Genomic DNA, 17,087 nt, shown 5'->3' on the forward strand with positions numbered 1-17,087 from the left:
TGGCAGCCATGATTGCCGTGCATGCGAAATACAGGGGCCGCGAAAAAGGGCGTGCTGCCGTCGTCGAGCGTTCCGCGGAGGCGCTTGGCACTCTCCCAGGCATCAGCCCGTTTGAAGTGCTCGGTGTTGAAGATATCCGCACCCTGGTGGATGACGCTGAGGCTTCGTTAAACCTGATCATGGCGCTGCTCTCCGACGGCAACTGGGCCATCGGCCTAGGGGTCGCTGCAAGCAACAGCGATGCCTTGAAAGCTGCCTCAAAGGCGGTTGGGGTGAAAGCGGGCCAGGTGCGTGTGGTCGTCGACAAGCAAGGCGCAACTACTGAGGCTGCGGATATCGCTGCCGCATTCGCCCTGCTAGCCCACGTGCTGCACAAGCGGACATTCGAGGGACGAGAAGCGACCTCGCTCGTGCGCCGCGGGCTGAATCAGAATGAAGCAGCAGCCGAGCTCGGCATATCCAAGCAGGCAATCAGCCAGAGGCTCCAGGCAGCGGGATGGCCAGCCGAACAAGCCGGCTGGCAACTGGCCCTCAACCTGATTACTCGGGCTGCTGATCTGGCTGATTAAGCGGGTTCGACACCTGGTCATTGAACCCGAAATCGGTCGGCTCGTTCGCAGGGGCACTGATCTCTCGCAACCCCGAGTCGCTGGAAGCGGTGTCAGCGGTAGGTTGGGTCGGATCTGGATCGTCTACGTGTTTGTTCGCCACCGCGCGGGCCTCTGCAAGCGCCTTGGCTAGCTCCGGGTCGGTCGAGGTGTCGAACCAACGCTCCGGATTGCCCTCATCGGCCATCTCAAGATCGCGCTCGTCAACCTGTGCCGCCTCGTAGCGGAACACTCCGTCGTCGTCCTTGTTGGCAAACGCCTTGGCAAACTGCTGCAACGAATCGCCGAACTGGGACGGAATCATCCACATCGTGGCCGCCTCGTTGTTGGCAATCTTCGGCAACTGGTCCAGGTACTGGTATGCCAGGAGTTCCGGCGTCACTCCAGAGGACTTAATCGCGGCGTTCACCTTTTGGATCGCACGCGCCTCACCCTGCGCAGCGAGGTACTTCGCGGCACGCTCACCTTCGGCGCGCAGCATCATTGCTTGACGCTCAGCCTCAGCGGCGAGAATCGCTGCGTGCTTCTCACCCTCGGCAGAAAGAATGCGAGCCTGCTTTTCACCCTCAGCGGTTTTGATGTCGGACTCGCGCTTACCTTCAGCGGTGAGGATCATCGCGCGCTTTTCGCGGTCCGCCTTCATCTGCATCTCCATGGACTGCTGAATCGACGGTGGCGGATCAATCGCCTTGAGCTCCACGCGGCTAATGCGCAGGCCCCACTTTGCGGTCGCAGCATCTAGCTCACCGCGCAGGCGGCGGTTAATGGTTTCGCGAGAGGTCAGCGTCTCCTCAAGCGTCATGCCACCAACGACGTCACGCAGCGTTGCCGTCGAAATCTGCTCCACACCGACGAGGTAGTTGTCCACGCCGTAGATGGCCTTCGCAGGCTCGTTGATCTGGAACGTCACCACCGTGTCAATCGCCACGGTCAGGTTGTCCTGGGTAATTACTGCCTGGGGCGGGAACGACACCACGCGCTCACGCGTGTCTACGCGCGCACGGATGCGGTCGATATACGGCACCAGGAACGTCAACCCACCGGACGCCGTGCGCGTGTAGCGTCCCAGACGCTCAATAACCGCAGCTTCTCCCTGCGGAATCAGTTTGATCGACGCTGTAAGCAGCGCGATAAACAGAATAAGTATGACGGCGAAGGTAACTAACCCACCCATTTAGGACTCCTTCCAAACGACGGCTACGGGTCCGTCGATATCGTAAACGGTCACGTGGGAACCTGCAGGAATAGTTTTTGCCGGATCCAGGGCGCGTGCCGACCACAGGCTGCCGTCGAAACGCACTTGCCCACCCCCGGGGCCGATGTCCTCGACAACCTCTGCACGACTTCCGACGAGCGCGCGTGGCGTCTCATCGAGCACCAGCGGCTTATCCATCCGCTTGCGCAGACGTGGCCTTAGGAAGAACCAGAACAGCAACGAGGAAGCGATAAACACCGCGACTTCAGCTGCAAGTGGAACGTCGAATAAGGCGACCCCCGATGTTGTCAACGCACCCGCAGCGAGCATGAGCAGCGTCAATTCGCCCACGCCAAGCTCGAGTAGCGCGAAACCTGCCGCGACAATAAACCAAATCAATGCTCCCACGGCGCAAATCTTACATGTGTGTGAGATCTTCCTTCGTGAGCTCGGGATTAGTGACGAAGTCCACCAGTCTCTCAACTGCACCGATAAGTGTTGAATCCAAGTCGCGGAAAGTGCGCACGGACGATGAAACGCGGCGCCAGCCTTCCTTTGGATCAGACCAACCCAAGCGACGGCACACGCCCGTCTTCCAGTCTTCGCCGTACGGAACCTCCGGCCAGGCGGCGATGCCGACGCTCTTCGGTTTCACCGCAGCCCAGATATCGATGTAGGGGTGCCCCGTCACCAACACATGAGGTCCTACATTTTCGACGAGCCGAGCCTCCTTAGTCCCCCTAATGAGGTGATCGGCGAGCACACCGACGCGACGGTCCGGTCCAGGCTGGAACTCGTCGAGACGCATCTGCAGGTTGTCTAGCCCTTCCAGATACTCGACGACAACCCCCTCAACACGCAGGTCGTGCCCCCACACCTGCTCAACGATCGCAGCATCGTGGATGCCCTCCACCCAGATGCGTGACGGCATTGCAACCTTCGCCTGCACGTTAGCAACCTTGCGTGAGCCCGAGTTGGAGCGCTTTGGTTCGTCGTTACGCGGTGCAACATATCGGGTGAGGGTGACACGCTGCCCTTCGACCATGAATGCCCCCGGCAGCATTTTGAACAGCCGCTGGGTTCCATAGCGGTCCTCCAGGCGGACGAAGTCGCCGTCGTAGGTTCGCTCGAATCCAACCACTGCGCCGACAAAGTCGTTGCCGACGATCTCCACGATGATGCCTGGCTCTGCAGGCATCTCTGGATACGTTGGCCTCCTCTTGCGCGCGTGGCCCTGAAAAATATCTCCGCTATACCGGCTATCTCCCATAGTGGCTCCGTATTCTATCCCCCTAGCTAGACTCAACTGGATGCACACGCGCGCTCAGGTCTACTCGCCTCTCCAAAACACTGCAGTCTGGCTTGCCGCCTGGCTGTACAACGTCGAATCCACGGACGACACCCTCGACGCGTTAACAGACCTCGGCGGCACCCACACCTATTGCGACGCGCCCATGGTGCAATTGCTTAGCGACGTCCGCGCCGCCGCCGACCTTGAGTCTCCGGATCCAGTTGTCCGCTTGATTCTGTGGGGACCAGGACAGGCACCGCGCCTCCGAGCTGGATCCCCCGCAATGGACGCCCTCTCCCAGGCCGGTGCGTTGGTTGTCCGGGGAGATGGGATCAGCCACATCCTTGTCCCCGACTACTCGGGGGCGGAAGTGCGCTGGCGTTGGTTTGAAGAAACTGAGCGGCTGCCGGAACCGGATTGGCTAACTCCAGGTGAGGCAGATCAACTGCTGTCGCGCGCAACCGATGAAGCCGCCGTTTTGATTGAGGCGGCTGGTGGCACCACGAAGGAATTGCCAAATCCCCGGCTTACCGTCGGCACGCTCGCTGATTTCTACGACACCCCTGGGCTGCCGGCTGGGGTGACTGCGCGAGCGGCAAAGCTTTTTGCCAGGGCTGACCGTGTTGCCGCGACGATCGAGACGGTAACGGAGCGCCTCGACGACCACTCCTTCGACCCCCACCTGTTTGCACTGTGGCGGCACGTCCGCACCGCCCGCATGGCGGGGGTCGCAGACGCAGTGATCGATTACCGGCGCGAATATCTAGCGAATTAGTTTGCGCTACCCGGTCGGCCCGGGTGCTTCAACGGCTCGCAGCAATGCGGCTTGCACGGCGCGCCGTTGACGGTACAACCCTGAACAGTAACGTTAGACAAGGTTTCAGGCTTGTCACCATCGGCGATAGCTTGCGCGATATCGACGACCATGCCAGCGAAATCGGGCTCGAGCCCCACCGTCGCAACGCGATCTAGCGTGATGTTGCGTGCCTCGCAGGCCTGTCGCAGCTCGGTGTCGAGGTCCCAGATCACCTCCATGTGGTCGGTGATGAAGCCGAGTGGCACACAGATCAAGTGCGTAAAGGTGCTGTCTTGATCATGGAGCTCCTCGGTGCGATCTACGATGTCCGGCTCCAACCACGGCGTTGCCGGATTGCCGGAGCGAGACTGCCAGACAACCTCGTACTCTTCGACGCCAGCTTCCGCGGCGACCAGCCGGGCCGCCTCATGCACCTGCCGTGAGTACAGGTTGGCATCCTCCGGGCCACCTGAGACATTATCCGCAGCATTCGGAACACTGTGAGCAGTGAACAGTACTTTTGCACCAGCCGGCGCTGCATCGACGGCGCTACGCAACACGTTCGCCATAAGCCGCACGAACGTCGGGTGGGCGTAGAACTGCCAAAGCTTGGTGTACTCAAGCTGCGGTGTCACTTCGCGGATCCTCTGGATGTCTTCGTCGTACTGTCGGCAGGCCGAGTACCCACCCCATGCCGAGGTCGCGAACACCAGCACGCGCTTATGCCCGTCAGCCTCCAGCTGCTTCGCAGTATCTTCCGCAAAGGGGTGCCAGTTCCGGTTGCCGAAGTACACCGGAAGTTCAATCCCCCGAGCCTCCAACTGCTTTTCGATGTTGCTAATCAGCACTCGGTTCTGTTCATTGATCGGGCTAACACCACCGAAGTGGAAGTAGTGTTCCCCTACCTTGGCGAGCCGCTCACGCGGAATCCCGCGGCCACGGGTGACATTCTCTAGAAAAGGAATAACCTCGTCCTTTCCTTCGGGTCCACCGAAGGAAAGGACGAGGAGTGCGTCGTAGTCGTTGAGAGCCATAGCCTTGAGCCTAGACTGTGGCCCCGAAAAATTAGAGCAGGCGGACCGCGTTCGGCGCCATGCCGGACCAACGGACCGGAGAAATCTGCACGTTCATGCCAGACTGCGGTGCCTCGATCATGGTGCCGTCGCCGAGGTAGATGGCAACGTGCTGGTTGCCGCCCGGACCCCAGAACAGCAAGTCGCCGCGCTGCGCTTCGCTCGCCGGCACATGCGTGCCGCGCTGGTACTGGTAGCCCGTGTAGTGGGGCAATGCAATGCCAGCGCCGGCGAATGCGTAAAGCACGAGGCCAGAGCAGTCGAAGCCAGCTTGACCGCCGCCTTCCAAGCCCGTGGTTGGACCGTTTGCATCGCCACCGCCCCAGACATACGGCGTGCCGATCATCGACTGAGCCCGTGCGATAACCGTCTCAACCTGAGAGGCGTCGGATACGGCCGCAGAGGCAGCACGAGCCTTCTCAGTAAGATCTGCCGCAGTCTGCACCTGCGGCAATACGTCAGCCACGGTGCCTGAGGTGTTATCGACATTGCCCAAGGCACCAGTGAGGCCCTCTGCGAACGCAGTCACAAGTTGACCTGCGTCACCGCTATTCACTGCATCAGAGAAGGAGCCGTGGTTCGCAGCAACACCCCCAACCAGGGCCACGCCGACGGCGATGGCACCAGCCTTCGCGATGGCGTCGTCGTCAAGCTGTGGCAAGCCTGCTGCCGAAGAAAGCGCAGCAACCTGGGACACGTCGTCGGACGTCGTATCTGAAGAAGAAGTCTGGGCTACAACACGCACGGCATCCACGATGGCCTCACGGCTCGGCTCGCCGGCTTCAGGGGAGGTACCAGAGATGCGCTCCCGAACACGGTCCACGACCTCTTCTGGGACCTCATAGGTGGCATCGCCGCGCGAAATGGTCAGGGTTGAAGCGTACGGGCTGGCCACAGGGCCCTCCGTTGTCTCATCGGATGCTTCCTGCTGCTCAGGCGCGCGCTGCTCCTGGAGATCAGATTGCGCTGCTTCAAGCTCGCGTTGCGCGGCGTCGCGCTCAGCCGTGCTTGCCTCGAGCGCTGCGCGGTTGTCGTCGAGAAGCTGACGCGCTTGCGCCTCCGCAGCCTCGGCTTCTTGAGCAGCCGAGTCGGCAAGCTCACGCGTCTGACGCAGCGTCGACTCTTCGTTCGCCGCCTCTGCACGGGCCTGCTCCGCTTCCTGCAGCTTCGCACGCTTTTCTTCAGAACGCTGGCGCAGGAACAGCGAGCGATCCAGCACGTCGCGCTGCGTGTCCTTACCGCTAATCGACGTGAGCACATCGCTTGTCGACGCCCCGCGATACTGGGAACGGCTTAACTCATCAAGCTCGGTGCGCAGCTTTTCGACGCGAGCCTGAGCCTCGTCCAGGCGACGCTTAGCTTCCTCTTCGCCGAGGCGGGCCTGCTGGGCCTTTGCATGAGCGTCGTGCAAATCGACGAGCGACTGGTTAACCGCCTCTTGCAGTTCGCCGAGGTTCAAGTTTCGGGCGTCCACGTCCGCTTGAGCGCGGGTGACTGCGGAAACGAGTTCGCTGACGGTAGACGTCGAGCTCTGACCAGAGGCAGCCGGGCTGACGAGGCCCACCGCCAACGACACGGTAACGACACACGCGGCAGTACCGAACACATTACGTGCACGTCCAAACCGGGTGCCCCTAAGTGGATTTGCCACGAAGGTGCTCCTTCATGCCGCACGCGCATACCGTGGCAGGCCCGCAGGTGATCAAGAAACCTGCAGGCGCGCCAAGGCACACATAAACCCTGACTAGGGGTAAGAACGTGCGGCCTCGATGTTGACTACTAACGCGGCAGCGCGAAGAAGTAGCCACCACAAGAATCCGTGGCGCTTCAACAATGTTTCAGGATCTCGGCGTGCTTCCCCACAAGCCCGATCCATCAGTCGAACGCTTGACTAGAGCGCTCAATGAAGCTTCACGCGAAACATGTGACAACTATCGACCCGCGAGCCGATAGGAGCACCATACGTCAAGCCAACCGACTTGTATCCCTTTCGTTACATAAAGTTGATCAAGTCAAGTCTTGTCACATGATTCACACACGCCTCACCTGCATGTATTGACACGCTCATTTGACGTGTGAGTTTGCTCACACTAATGGTTACCGAACCGTTACTTACCTGTTTTGACGTGGGAAAATGGCGAAATAAGAGCCGCGGAGCAGGTACCCTTTAGCAACCTGAGACACTCCTGGCATTAACTCCGTCAAGTCTTGCAACTTGTCTAGCGTGACAGCTTTGGGCGCCGCGCAGCGATCGCGAGGAGGGCAAACGCGACTAGCGCCACCCCAACAACTACCGGCCACATTGGAGAGAAGGAACTCGCCTCCTCTGTAAACGCTTTCAGCCCTTCGACATAATCCGCATGCGACATCATCGCGAGCTCCCCTGTCTCTATCTGCGCACGACTCAACTCTTCGCTTACCCCCACTGCGGTGTGGGGTGTGCGGATCAGCACTGTTGAATAATCCGTAGCGTTTGCAATGTCCTGGGCAAGATCTCGGAGCTGGGCAACCTTTTCTGGAGTGCGCTCTAAAACGACTACTGCGGCAGGGTCAATCGAATCCGAATGCGGCGAGCTCAGCACGCCTTCAATGCCATTTCGCAGGTCATCGTTTACCGGATTCTCCGTACCAAAAGCCACGGCAGAGGTTTCAAGCTGGCCGATTAGCTCGTCCAATGTCGTCTCCGGCTCCACGATTACTCCTTCATGCCAAACTGCTGGGCCGATTCTAATCTGAGTGATTTTGCTGTAGTCGATAAGCAAAATATGAAAACATAACGAACGTACTGTTATCATCAGTACGGATCTATGGCGGGTCGCTTAGTATGGGACTTGACCATAGGGTCATCATCCCTGTTTTTGATTACGACGAGGAATGGAGCTCACCGTGGCAGAAAGCAAGAATTCCTTCGGTGCCAAGAAGACGCTCGAGGTTGGCGGTAAGTCTTACGACTACTTCGCTCTCGATGCTGTTGAAGGCATGGAGAAACTCCCCTACTCCCTTAAGGTGTTGGGCGAGAACCTCCTGCGCACCGAGGACGGCAAGAACGTCACCGAAGACCACATCAAGGCCATTGCAAACTGGGACCCGTCGGCAGAGCCGAGCGTTGAGATCCAGTTCACCCCAGCACGTGTGCTGATGCAGGACTTCACGGGCGTGCCGTGTGTCGTCGACCTTGCCACCATGCGTGAGGCCGTATCGTCGCTCGGCGGCAACCCGGATCAGGTCAACCCCCTGAACCCGGCAGAGATGGTTATTGACCACTCTGTGATCATCGAGGCCTTTGGTTCCACCGATGCCATCGAGAAGAACGTAGAGATTGAGTACCAGCGCAACGAGGAGCGCTACCAGTTCCTGCGCTGGGGTGCAGAGAACTTCTCTAACTTCCGTGTTGTCCCGCCGGGAACCGGCATCGTCCACCAGGTCAACATCGAGTACCTCTCCCGCGTTGTCTTTGACAACGACGGCGTTGCATACCCGGACACCTGCATTGGTACCGACTCCCACACCACCATGGAAAACGGCCTGGGCATCCTTGGCTGGGGCGTCGGCGGTATCGAGGCTGAGGCAGCGATGCTTGGCCAGCCGGTCTCCATGCTCATCCCGCGCGTTGTCGGCTTCAAGCTCACCGGCGAGATTCCGACCGGCGTGACCGCAACCGACGTGGTGCTGACCATCACCGAGATGCTGCGTGAGCACGGCGTGGTCCAGAAGTTCGTCGAGTTCTACGGCAACGGTGTCAAGCAGATCCCGCTGGCAAACCGCGCCACCATCGGCAACATGTCCCCAGAGTTCGGCTCCACCTGCGCGATCTTCCCGATCGACGAGGAGACCATCAACTACCTGCACCTGACCGGTCGTAACCAGGAGGACATCGACCGCGTCGAGGCATACGCCAAGGCACAGGGCATGTGGCTTGAGCAGGACGCTGCGGAAGCTGAGTACTCCGAGTACCTCGAGCTCGACCTCTCCACCGTCAAGCCGTCTATCGCTGGCCCGAAGCGCCCGCAGGACCGGATCCTGCTCGCGGAGTCCAAGGAGACCTTCCGCAAGCAGCTGCCGGACTACAACACCGCTGGCGAGGGCACGTCCGAGCCGGTTCGTGCAGCAAAGGTCGACAGCGTCTCCTACAACGAGTCTTGGCCGGCAAACGGCGAGTCCGCCGCTGTGGGTGCTGAGGGCCGCGCTTCCAAGCCGGTCATCGTCGAGTCCCCGCAGGGTGGCGAGTACACCCTCGACCACGGCTTCGTCGCAATTGCTGCAGTCACCTCCTGCACCAACACCTCCAACCCGTCCGTCATGGTTGGCGCTGCCCTGCTCGCACGCAAGGCTGCTGAGAAAGGCCTGAAGGCTAAGCCGTGGGTCAAGACCATCATGGCTCCGGGCTCCCAGGTTGTCGACGGCTACTACGAGCGCGCAGACCTCTGGAAGGACCTCGAGGCTGTTGGCTTCTACCTGTCCGGCTTCGGCTGCGCATCCTGCATCGGCAACTCTGGCCCGCTGCCGGCTGAGGTCTCCGAGGCTGTCAACGAGTTTGACCTCACCGCAACCGCAGTGCTTTCCGGCAACCGCAACTTCGAGGGTCGTATCTCCCCGGACGTGAAGATGAACTACCTCGCGTCCCCGCTCTTGGTCATTGCATACGCAATCGCCGGCACCATGGACTTCGACTTCGAAACCCAGCCGCTCGGCCAGGACGCAGACGGCAACGACGTCTTCCTCAAGGACGTCTGGCCGTCCACCGAGGAGATCGAAGAGACCATCGCTGGCACCATCTCCCGTGAGATGTACGAGGCTGACTACGCCGACGTCTTCAAGGGCGACGCACAGTGGCAGGGTCTCGACATCCCGACCGGCAAGACCTTCGAGTGGAACGAAGACTCCACCTACATCCGCAAGGCACCGTACTTTGACGGCATGCCGGAGGAGCCGGAGGATGTCAAGGACATCGAGGGTGCTCGCGTTCTGGCGAAGCTGGGCGACTCGGTCACCACGGACCACATCTCCCCTGCTTCCTCCATTAAGCCGGGCACCCCGGCTGCGAACTACCTCGATTCCCACGGTGTTGAGCGCCAGGACTACAACTCCTTCGGCTCCCGTCGTGGCAACCACGAGGTCATGGTTCGCGGTACCTTCGCAAACATCCGTCTGCGCAACCAGCTGGTTGATGAGCAGGGTGGATTCACCCGCGACTTCACCCAGGAGGGTGCACCGCAGGCATACATCTACGATGCTGCGATGAACTACGCAGAGAAGAACATTCCGCTCGTCGTCCTTGCTGGTAAGGAATACGGCACCGGTTCTTCCCGTGACTGGGCTGCTAAGGGCACCAACCTGCTTGGTGTGAAGGCAGTTATCGCCGAGTCCTTTGAGCGCATCCACCGTTCCAACCTGATCGGTATGGGTGTTCTGCCGCTGCAGTTCCCGGAGGGCCAGTCCCACGAGTCCCTCGGCCTCGACGGCACCGAGACCTTCACCCTGTCCGGTATCACCGACTTCAACAAGGGTGACATCCCGGCAACGGTTCACGTCAAGGCTGAGAAGGACGGCGCTGACGCTGTCGAGTTCGACGCTGTTGTCCGCGTGGACACCCCAGGTGAGGCTGAGTACTACCGCCACGGCGGCATTCTGCAGTACGTGCTTCGCCAGATGGTCAAGAGCTAGTCAGCTCTCCTGACGCCATCGCCGCGAAGGGGCCACCGCACTACGCGGGGCCCCTTCCGCATTTTTACCCCCTAATCCTTTGTTTCCGCACTCCGCTAGTCTTCGACCACGTTTGACCTAGAACTACGCCAAGGAGCACTGACATGCCTATCGTGAGCGAGGCCGAGCTCGCACGCCGCCGTAGCGAGATTATCGATACCGCACGCAAATGCTTCGCCCATTACGGCTACGAGGGCGCCACTGTTGCACGGCTCGAGGAAGCCACCGGTAAAACCCGAGGCGCGATCTTCCATCACTTCGGAGACAAGGAATCACTGTTCCTTGCTATTGCGAAAGCGGACGCGGAGCGCCAGGCACAAGTGGTCAGTGAGCAGGGTTTGGTTGAGGTCATGCGTGGGATGCTCCACGACACTGAAGCAAACGATTGGTTCACCACTCGTGCGGAAATCCTGCGGAGACTGCGAACTGACCCGAAGTTCGAAGCACGCTGGCGGGAACATCAAGAGGTGCTCGACCAGGCGGTGCGCACGCGCTTGGAATCGAACAAGCATATGCGCGACGACGTCCCCGTGGAGGTAGTGCAGACCTACCTGGAGACTGTTCTCGAAGGGTTTATCACCAAACTCGCTGCCGGTGAGCCTGTGGAACGCCTCGAATCGATGCTTGACATCGTGGAGCAAGCCGTTCGGCACCCAATGAATCAGGAATAGACCGAGCGGTATAGAGTAGCCGGCATGGCTAAGCTCCTTTTCCTTTCACTTCGCAACGGCGAGATCGGCCCAGATGTCGCGCACGCCGAGTATCACGACACGCTGCGCGCAACTGGCCTGAGCGAATTGGATATGGAGCTTCGCATCATCAATTCGCCTGACGCTGAATTAGGCCCGCTCGACACGGTCAGCGGGATTATCGTCGGCGGATGCTCGCTGAACGTCACCAATGAAGAACGTGGTGCCTGGCACCTGCATATCGACGACGTGCTATCCACCGTGGTTACGTCTGGCAAGCCCGTCTTTTTCGTCTGCTTCGGCATCTCCTGGCTCGTCGACCACCTCGGCGGCACCGTTGGGTGCACCTCGCCTGAGCCTTCTGGACCTACCATCGTTGACGTGACAGCCGAAGGGGAGCTTGACCCCGTAGTCAGTGGCTCCGGCACGTTTACCGCGCTGACGGGACATACAGAGAACCCCGTAGAGTTGCCCAATTCGTTGACCGTGCTCGCTACAGGTCCCTCCTGCCCAGTGCAGATGGTGCGTTACGACGACCACGTGTGGGCCACACAGTTTCACGCCGAAATGGACGCCGACGCCATGCGTACACGCATGGATTTCTTCCACGACTACGGCTACTTCCCTGCCGAGGAGTACGCCCGCATCGTCGCAGATCTGCCCAATCACGACGTCAGCCGGGCGAACATGCTTCTACGCAACTTCGCCCGGCTGTGCCGCGAGGACTACTTTTGCCTCGACATTTAAAGTCCTGCGACTGACCCGCTGCCACCCTCAAAGTCCAGCGGGTTACGTGCAAACGGCTCGCCACGGCCAACCGATTCGACGATCACATCTGCTACGAGCTCTCGAGGGGTTTCGGATTCGGTGCCACGTGGTTCGTCGAGAAGCGCGATGCCCTCTGCTGGATCATCGGTCAGCAGCGTTGGGCCAAGGATCTGGTGTGGCAGGCTCGAATCAAGCAGTCGCCGGTCAACGGCTTTCTTTGACTCAACGTAGGCGTACCACGAACCGCCATCATCCTCAGTGGAGGCCTCGGTAGCACCTGCATAGGACACCATGACGAGAAAAGGGGCGAACTCGTCTAGCTCTTCGAGCGCGTCGATCATCGTCATCGCAGCGTCGCGATCCACCGCCCAGGTCCGCTCCGCAGAACCCCCGCCTGCGCCCGCAGACCAGACAACCACATCGAATGGTGTAAGGAGGCGTGCCCATCCCTCCTGGTCGAGAGTGGTGAGATCGCGAACGATGACGGTGGCGCCATCGTCGATAAGCTGCTTGGCGTGGTCAGGATTCCGGACAAGAGCACTAACGTTATGGCCATTGCCCACTAGTTTGGGCACAGTGAAGCGCGAGACGTTACCGCCTGCACCAAGAACGAGGACATGCTGAGTTTTCATAAACCCGACTCTAACGACGATTCTCGATCTATACTTTTCGCATGCATGCAATTATTACAACCACAGGTAAGGATCGCCCGGGCGTGATTGCAGCGGTATCGAAAACCGCAGCCGACCAGGGCCTTAACATCGTAGATGTATCGCAAACCATCATGGATGACTTCTTCACCATGATCATGCGCGTCGAGCTCCCCGAAGGAAATGTTGACATGGGTGTCCTCCAGGACGCCTTCGACGCCTGCGGCAAGCCGCTCGGCATGGTAGTCCGGATCCAATCTGAAGCACTCTTCAGCGCTATCAACGACATCTAAGGGAAGTTCCGTGAAACTCGAGTTTTCTGACGCACGATTCCTCGACGTCATCCGGATGATCGAGGACTACCGCCTGGACATCCGCACCGTAACCATGGGCATCTCCCTCATCGGTTGCACCCGCGCCACGATGGAGGCCACCGCACAGGCGGTTTACGACCGCGTCACCGAACGCGCCCGCGACCTCGTTCCCGTCTGTGAAGGCATCGAGCGCGAGCTCGGCATCCCGATTGTGAATAAACGCATCTCGGTCTCCCCCGTCGCACTTGTTGCAGCAGGTGTAGAGGGTAGCCCGGTCGAGATTGCGCGAGCTCTCGATCGCGCTGCAGCCGAACTCGGTGTGAACTTCGTCGGCGGCTACTCCGCACTCGTCGAGAAGGGCGGCACCCGCGCCGACAAGAACCTGATCTACTCCATCCCGGAAGCTCTGGCGGAGACCAACAACGTCTGCAGCTCCGTCAACATCGCATCCTCGCGCGCTGGCATCAACATGAACGCCGTGGCCAAGATGGGCGAGATTGTGAAGGAAGCGGCGGAACTGACCAAGGACCGCTCCTCCATCGCCTGTGCGAAGCTCGTCGTCTTCGCCAACGCGGTCGGCGACAACCCGTTCATGGCCGGCGCATTCCACGGCATCGAAGAGCCAGACACCGTCATCTCTGTCGGCGTGTCGGGCCCAGGTGTCGTTGACAATGCGATCGCTCCGCTCAAGGGCGCGACGCTCAACGAAGTCGCCGAGGAGATCAAGAAGGCCGCGTTCAAGATCACCCGTGCGGGCCAGCTCGTCGGCACTCTTGCTGCTGAGCGCCTCGGCGTCCCGTTTGGCATCGTCGACCTCTCGCTTGCACCGACCGCCGAAATGGGCGACTCCGTCGCACACGTCCTCGAACGCATGGGGCTCGACCAGGTCGGCACCCACGGCACAACCGCAGCGCTAGCCTTGCTTAACGACGCCGTGAAGAAGGGCGGCATGATGGCATGCTCCCGCGTCGGTGGCCTGTCAGGCTCGTTCATCCCGGTCTCCGAGGACAAAGGCATGATCGACGCCGTAAACTCCGGTGCGATCTCCATGGACAAACTCGAGGCAATGACCTCCATCTGCTCCGTCGGCTTCGACATGATCGCAATCCCAGGCGACACTTCTGCCGAACTCATCGCCGGCATGATTGCCGACGAAGCGGCAATCGGTGTCATGAACCATAAGACCACCGCAGCACGCCTGATCCCCGTGCCGGGCACCAAGCCTGGCGACGAAGTCAACTTCGGCGGCCTCCTCGGCTACGCACCGGTCATTCCGGTAAACAAGGTGGGCAACGACGAATTCATCCACCGTGGCGGATTCATCCCCGCACCGGTGCACGGGTTTAGGAACTAATTAGTTCCTCCGACTTCTTGACCCTGACACAGTGTCAGGGTTGAGAATGGTCGTGTGAAGATTTCAGAAGTCGCTGCAGTCGCAGGCTGCTCCGTGCGGGCCGTGCGTCACCTGCATACGAGTGGCGCAGTTCCCGAACCTGCTCGGACCAGTGGTAACTACCGCAACTATTCCGTATCCGATCTCGCGGCGGTCCTTCGCGCCAGAGCACTTATCGACGCCGGAGTTCCCGTTTCCGAAGTCCGAAGCCCGAAGGCTGTTGAGAAATCGCTCGTCCTTCTCGACGAACGCATTGCACAGCTCCAGCGCCAGAAACGGCGCCTTCTCGCTCTGTCTACATCGCCACATGGGACCCCGGACGACATCCGTTTTTCGCTCGGCTCCTTAATCGATGATTCGTCACTTTTGCGGATCGAACTGGATTCATGGGACCTCATGGCCCTTACCGGCGTTGCTACGCCGGACACTTGGGAGCAGCTCCGGAAGAATCTTCAAGATCCCAGCTGTCTCGCCGCAGCTCGAAAGGCTGCGGACCTCTGGCTAAAACTCGGTGAATTGCGGCCTGGAGACCCTTCCGTCGAAGTAATCGTCGATAGGCTGCGCCCGCTGGCGCAAGCCGGACTGATGCGAGACATTTTCCCCACCCTCAGCCCCGGAGACGTGCCACTTGCGTCGTCGGATGTACCTACGAAGGGCGCACAGGGATTAGTGCTTCAAGTGCTGGCAGGTGATCCCCTTGCGTAGCTTCCTCCGCTTGTTCCGAAAACACCCCGGCTTCCGCCTGGCCAAGTATGAACTCGGTCTATACCGAGATCTCTTGCGTTGGATCCGCCGGGAGACACTCATCCCCGAAGAGGCTACGGCGCTGCCCCATCAACCTGGTCGATTGCAATTGCTTGGGATGGTCACAGCGGTGCTTGCCGTCGAGGCAGTCGTTGTCCACCTTGTACTGCCTGCAGGTACCATTCGCGTCGTTGCGTTGCTGCTGTCGCTGTGGGCCGTGGTGTACGTGTGGGGCTTGATCGCCGCGGAGCGAATTCGTCCTAGCTATTACGACGAGAACGTCTTCGTTTTCAGGCGCGGCCGGACACTCTTCGCGGAATTCCCAACGGCTTCAGTGCAAAGCATGTCGGACGAACCTTCTTACTCATCGGCGGTCGAGATCGTCGACGGAGTGCTTACTCTGGGCGGTCCTGCTGGAACAGACACACTCATGCGCCTGAGCGAAGAGGTACGGGCCTACCCCGACCGCTATCCCTGGCAGCGGCCCGACCCCCAAAACATCAGCAAGATCCGCTTTTACCGCGGATCCTCTGTCGTGGGACCTAGCGCTTCTTCCCAATGATGAAGTAGCCGACCCAGCCCAACGTGTTCACCGCTCCGATGATCGGTGTCCATAGCCACTTTGGACCACGGATCTTGTTGGAGTTGGTGCGGGCAAGGTCACGCAACGCGAAGGCCTTGCCTGCCGTATCGATCGTGGCCAAGACGCCAGCGATGGTCTTCTGGTCAGAGGACAAGCTGTTCCATGCGTCCTTGATGGTGTCGATGAACTCATTGTTTTTAGCCATGGCTTGAAGTTTAGCCGGTTGGGTTGATCGTCGATAAGCGTGTTGCTATTCTCGCAAAATTTCGCATATTTCTTTTATCTAGGGTCCAATGCACAATATAGTGATCAAACACTTGTGCGATCAATGTTTAGCTCATTACGGTCACTGGTAACACAATTTTTACGATCTAAGGAGCGCAGAAATGTTCCCAGAACCGCTACTACATGTCATAACCGAACGCAATGAATGCGAGCCGGTCGGCGCAACTTTCTATCTTCACGGGGACGGATTCACATCCATTCTCGAATCTATTTACGCATATAGGATCGACACAAGAAATCCCACTCGGGGACTCGGAGACATCGCAAATCTTCTCGCCCAATTTCCAGCGCCACTATCCACGCAATATGTGGACACCCCGTACCTCGACGAGCTGTGCGAAGACTACCTCATCCTCGACTACGCCCGACGCGAAGTGACGCTCAGGATCGACAACTATAAGCCGGACCGCTGCACGTTTGATCATGAAAACGTTAAGCCCCTTTACGAATTGGCTCGCGCTAGCAACACGGACATGTACTTGCAGCTACCGCCACTTCTTGAACGCAAAGTCATACGGGTTATCTCAAAGCGCAACGGCGAGTACTGCTCAGGCATGGATATCCTGCTCCCCGCCGGCGGAGACAGGATCCTGACCAATCTGCTTTCACTCCGGGATGAAGGATCCGTTACTGCGGAGATTTTGGCGCAATACCTATTCCATTGGAAGCCACCACACGTCCAGATTCGCCCCTTCCAGGACGCATTGCTTGGCGACGAATACGAGACGGTAGTGAAGCCACACTTCCCGAGCGACTATCCATTCCTCACCATTGATTCGCTGGAAAATTCATTGCGCCTGAGCGATAGTTCCGGCAGGTTGATCATGGTAGTCGACGTCAACGAAGACTCGATGAAGCGCGTACATGAACGGCTGACACAACCACGCCGAGAATCCATCACAGTTGACTTTCTTGCCGACACATCCTGGGCTGACTCCAGCCCTACAACTGTTAAAGGTCCGTTCTAGCACTAATTCCGATTGCGTTAAGGGAGA

The 17,087-nt window shown here is 59.4% G+C and carries 18 protein-coding genes; 10 read left to right on the forward strand and 8 right to left on the reverse strand.

Translation table 11 applies throughout. From position 1 onward, the window contains the following. Positions 1 to 8 precede the first annotated feature (8 nt). Positions 9 to 569, forward strand: coding sequence for a MarR family transcriptional regulator (locus HMPREF2734_RS07920; RefSeq protein ID WP_070423156.1), 561 nt, complete (start codon positions 9 to 11; stop codon positions 567 to 569). On the opposite strand, the gene HMPREF2734_RS07925 is transcribed toward HMPREF2734_RS07920, so the two are convergent. From HMPREF2734_RS07925 to HMPREF2734_RS07935, 3 genes are read right to left on the reverse strand one after another with little or no spacing between them, the layout of a single operon-like run. Then, the gene (locus tag HMPREF2734_RS07925; protein ID WP_083308122.1) at positions 541 to 1,782 is read right to left on the reverse strand and encodes an SPFH domain-containing protein; all 1,242 of its coding nucleotides are present in this window, start codon (positions 1,780 to 1,782) and stop codon (positions 541 to 543) included. The genes HMPREF2734_RS07920 and HMPREF2734_RS07925 overlap by 29 nt on opposite strands. Further along, positions 1,783 to 2,211: an NfeD family protein gene (locus HMPREF2734_RS07930; protein WP_070423155.1), complete on the reverse strand. Its 429-nt coding sequence runs from the start codon at positions 2,209 to 2,211 to the stop codon at positions 1,783 to 1,785. 10 nt (positions 2,212 to 2,221) lie between these two features. Beyond that, positions 2,222 to 3,073 (reverse strand): DUF3097 domain-containing protein, encoded by an 852-nt coding sequence (locus HMPREF2734_RS07935; RefSeq protein WP_070423154.1) that lies wholly within the window; start codon positions 3,071 to 3,073, stop codon positions 2,222 to 2,224. A gap of 40 nt (positions 3,074 to 3,113) precedes the next feature. Between HMPREF2734_RS07935 and HMPREF2734_RS07940 the strand changes: the two genes are divergently transcribed. Beyond that, on the forward strand, positions 3,114 to 3,869 hold the full coding sequence (locus HMPREF2734_RS07940) for a hypothetical protein (protein ID WP_070570336.1): 756 nt from the start codon (positions 3,114 to 3,116) through the stop codon (positions 3,867 to 3,869). On the opposite strand, the gene HMPREF2734_RS07945 is transcribed toward HMPREF2734_RS07940, so the two are convergent. The 3 genes from HMPREF2734_RS07945 to HMPREF2734_RS07955 all read right to left on the reverse strand — a co-directional run bounded on the left by HMPREF2734_RS07945 (position 3,866) and on the right by HMPREF2734_RS07955 (position 7,656). Beyond that, on the reverse strand, positions 3,866 to 4,924 hold the full coding sequence (locus HMPREF2734_RS07945; protein ID WP_070484805.1) for a ferrochelatase: 1,059 nt from the start codon (positions 4,922 to 4,924) through the stop codon (positions 3,866 to 3,868). The two genes, HMPREF2734_RS07940 and HMPREF2734_RS07945, sit on opposite strands and share 4 nt — an antisense overlap. Positions 4,925 to 4,955: 31 nt before the next feature. Next, the gene (locus tag HMPREF2734_RS07950; protein ID WP_070570338.1) at positions 4,956 to 6,614 is read right to left on the reverse strand and encodes a DIP1281 family NlpC/P60 protein; all 1,659 of its coding nucleotides are present in this window, start codon (positions 6,612 to 6,614) and stop codon (positions 4,956 to 4,958) included. Between the two features lie 568 nt (positions 6,615 to 7,182). After that, positions 7,183 to 7,656 (reverse strand): Rv1476 family membrane protein, encoded by a 474-nt coding sequence (locus HMPREF2734_RS07955; protein WP_083308124.1) that lies wholly within the window; start codon positions 7,654 to 7,656, stop codon positions 7,183 to 7,185. 193 nt (positions 7,657 to 7,849) lie between these two features. Between HMPREF2734_RS07955 and acnA the strand changes: the two genes are divergently transcribed. The 3 genes from acnA (at position 7,850) to HMPREF2734_RS07970 (ending at position 12,102) form a co-directional block, all read left to right on the forward strand. After that, positions 7,850 to 10,627 carry an aconitate hydratase AcnA gene (gene acnA / locus HMPREF2734_RS07960; protein WP_208856595.1) on the forward strand — a complete coding sequence of 926 codons (2,778 nt, stop codon included), beginning with the start codon at positions 7,850 to 7,852 and terminating at the stop codon, positions 10,625 to 10,627. 143 nt (positions 10,628 to 10,770) lie between these two features. Then, positions 10,771 to 11,337, forward strand: coding sequence for a TetR/AcrR family transcriptional regulator (locus HMPREF2734_RS07965; protein ID WP_070570340.1), 567 nt, complete (start codon positions 10,771 to 10,773; stop codon positions 11,335 to 11,337). A gap of 24 nt (positions 11,338 to 11,361) precedes the next feature. Next, positions 11,362 to 12,102 carry a glutamine amidotransferase-related protein gene (locus HMPREF2734_RS07970; protein WP_070570342.1) on the forward strand — a complete coding sequence of 247 codons (741 nt, stop codon included), beginning with the start codon at positions 11,362 to 11,364 and terminating at the stop codon, positions 12,100 to 12,102. On the opposite strand, the gene HMPREF2734_RS07975 is transcribed toward HMPREF2734_RS07970, so the two are convergent. Beyond that, on the reverse strand, positions 12,099 to 12,755 hold the full coding sequence (locus HMPREF2734_RS07975) for an NAD(P)H-binding protein (RefSeq protein WP_070570344.1): 657 nt from the start codon (positions 12,753 to 12,755) through the stop codon (positions 12,099 to 12,101). The genes HMPREF2734_RS07970 and HMPREF2734_RS07975 overlap by 4 nt on opposite strands. Positions 12,756 to 12,796: 41 nt before the next feature. Between HMPREF2734_RS07975 and HMPREF2734_RS07980 the strand changes: the two genes are divergently transcribed. Genes HMPREF2734_RS07980 through HMPREF2734_RS07995 form a run of 4 tightly spaced genes read left to right on the forward strand, consistent with a single transcriptional unit; the run spans position 12,797 to position 15,786 of the window. Continuing rightward, positions 12,797 to 13,066: an ACT domain-containing protein gene (locus tag HMPREF2734_RS07980; RefSeq protein WP_070423148.1), complete on the forward strand. Its 270-nt coding sequence runs from the start codon at positions 12,797 to 12,799 to the stop codon at positions 13,064 to 13,066. 10 nt (positions 13,067 to 13,076) lie between these two features. Further along, positions 13,077 to 14,441, forward strand: a complete 1,365-nt coding sequence (locus tag HMPREF2734_RS07985) for a PFL family protein (RefSeq protein WP_083279522.1) — start codon at positions 13,077 to 13,079, stop codon at positions 14,439 to 14,441. A gap of 54 nt (positions 14,442 to 14,495) precedes the next feature. Next, positions 14,496 to 15,185 (forward strand): MerR family transcriptional regulator, encoded by a 690-nt coding sequence (locus HMPREF2734_RS11595; protein ID WP_083308125.1) that lies wholly within the window; start codon positions 14,496 to 14,498, stop codon positions 15,183 to 15,185. Then, complete coding sequence (locus tag HMPREF2734_RS07995) at positions 15,178 to 15,786, forward strand: hypothetical protein (RefSeq protein ID WP_070570460.1); 609 nt, start codon at positions 15,178 to 15,180, stop codon at positions 15,784 to 15,786. Before HMPREF2734_RS11595 ends, HMPREF2734_RS07995 begins: the two co-directional genes overlap by 8 nt. On the opposite strand, the gene HMPREF2734_RS08000 is transcribed toward HMPREF2734_RS07995, so the two are convergent. Further along, the gene (locus tag HMPREF2734_RS08000) at positions 15,767 to 16,012 is read right to left on the reverse strand and encodes a PLDc N-terminal domain-containing protein (RefSeq protein ID WP_083308126.1); all 246 of its coding nucleotides are present in this window, start codon (positions 16,010 to 16,012) and stop codon (positions 15,767 to 15,769) included. The genes HMPREF2734_RS07995 and HMPREF2734_RS08000 overlap by 20 nt on opposite strands. A 181-nt stretch (positions 16,013 to 16,193) precedes the next feature. Here HMPREF2734_RS08000 and HMPREF2734_RS08005 point away from each other — a divergent pair, with 181 nt between their 5' ends. Continuing rightward, a complete protein-coding gene (locus tag HMPREF2734_RS08005) occupies positions 16,194 to 17,060 on the forward strand; it encodes a hypothetical protein (RefSeq protein ID WP_070570348.1) in 867 nt (288 codons plus the stop codon). The last annotated feature ends 27 nt before the right edge of the window (positions 17,061 to 17,087 follow it).

Source organism: Corynebacterium sp. HMSC055D05 (assembly GCF_001810365.1).
In the GTDB taxonomy this organism is placed as follows: domain Bacteria; phylum Actinomycetota; class Actinomycetes; order Mycobacteriales; family Mycobacteriaceae; genus Corynebacterium; species Corynebacterium coyleae.

What these genes read in the sequence shown, in the direction of transcription:
- HMPREF2734_RS07920 (WP_070423156.1), top strand. Translation starts at nt 9, where the DNA reads ATGATTGCCGTGCATGCGAAATACAGGGGCCGCGAAAAAGGGCGTGCT.
- HMPREF2734_RS07925 (WP_083308122.1), bottom strand. Translation starts at nt 1,782, where the DNA reads ATGGGTGGGTTAGTTACCTTCGCCGTCATACTTATTCTGTTTATCGCG.
- HMPREF2734_RS07935 (WP_070423154.1), bottom strand. Translation starts at nt 3,073, where the DNA reads ATGGGAGATAGCCGGTATAGCGGAGATATTTTTCAGGGCCACGCGCGC.
- HMPREF2734_RS07940 (WP_070570336.1), top strand. Translation starts at nt 3,114, where the DNA reads ATGCACACGCGCGCTCAGGTCTACTCGCCTCTCCAAAACACTGCAGTC.
- HMPREF2734_RS07945 (WP_070484805.1), bottom strand. Translation starts at nt 4,924, where the DNA reads ATGGCTCTCAACGACTACGACGCACTCCTCGTCCTTTCCTTCGGTGGA.
- HMPREF2734_RS07965 (WP_070570340.1), top strand. Translation starts at nt 10,771, where the DNA reads ATGCCTATCGTGAGCGAGGCCGAGCTCGCACGCCGCCGTAGCGAGATT.
- HMPREF2734_RS07970 (WP_070570342.1), top strand. Translation starts at nt 11,362, where the DNA reads ATGGCTAAGCTCCTTTTCCTTTCACTTCGCAACGGCGAGATCGGCCCA.
- HMPREF2734_RS07975 (WP_070570344.1), bottom strand. Translation starts at nt 12,755, where the DNA reads ATGAAAACTCAGCATGTCCTCGTTCTTGGTGCAGGCGGTAACGTCTCG.
- HMPREF2734_RS07980 (WP_070423148.1), top strand. Translation starts at nt 12,797, where the DNA reads ATGCATGCAATTATTACAACCACAGGTAAGGATCGCCCGGGCGTGATT.
- HMPREF2734_RS08000 (WP_083308126.1), bottom strand. Translation starts at nt 16,012, where the DNA reads ATGGCTAAAAACAATGAGTTCATCGACACCATCAAGGACGCATGGAAC.
- HMPREF2734_RS08005 (WP_070570348.1), top strand. Translation starts at nt 16,194, where the DNA reads ATGTTCCCAGAACCGCTACTACATGTCATAACCGAACGCAATGAATGC.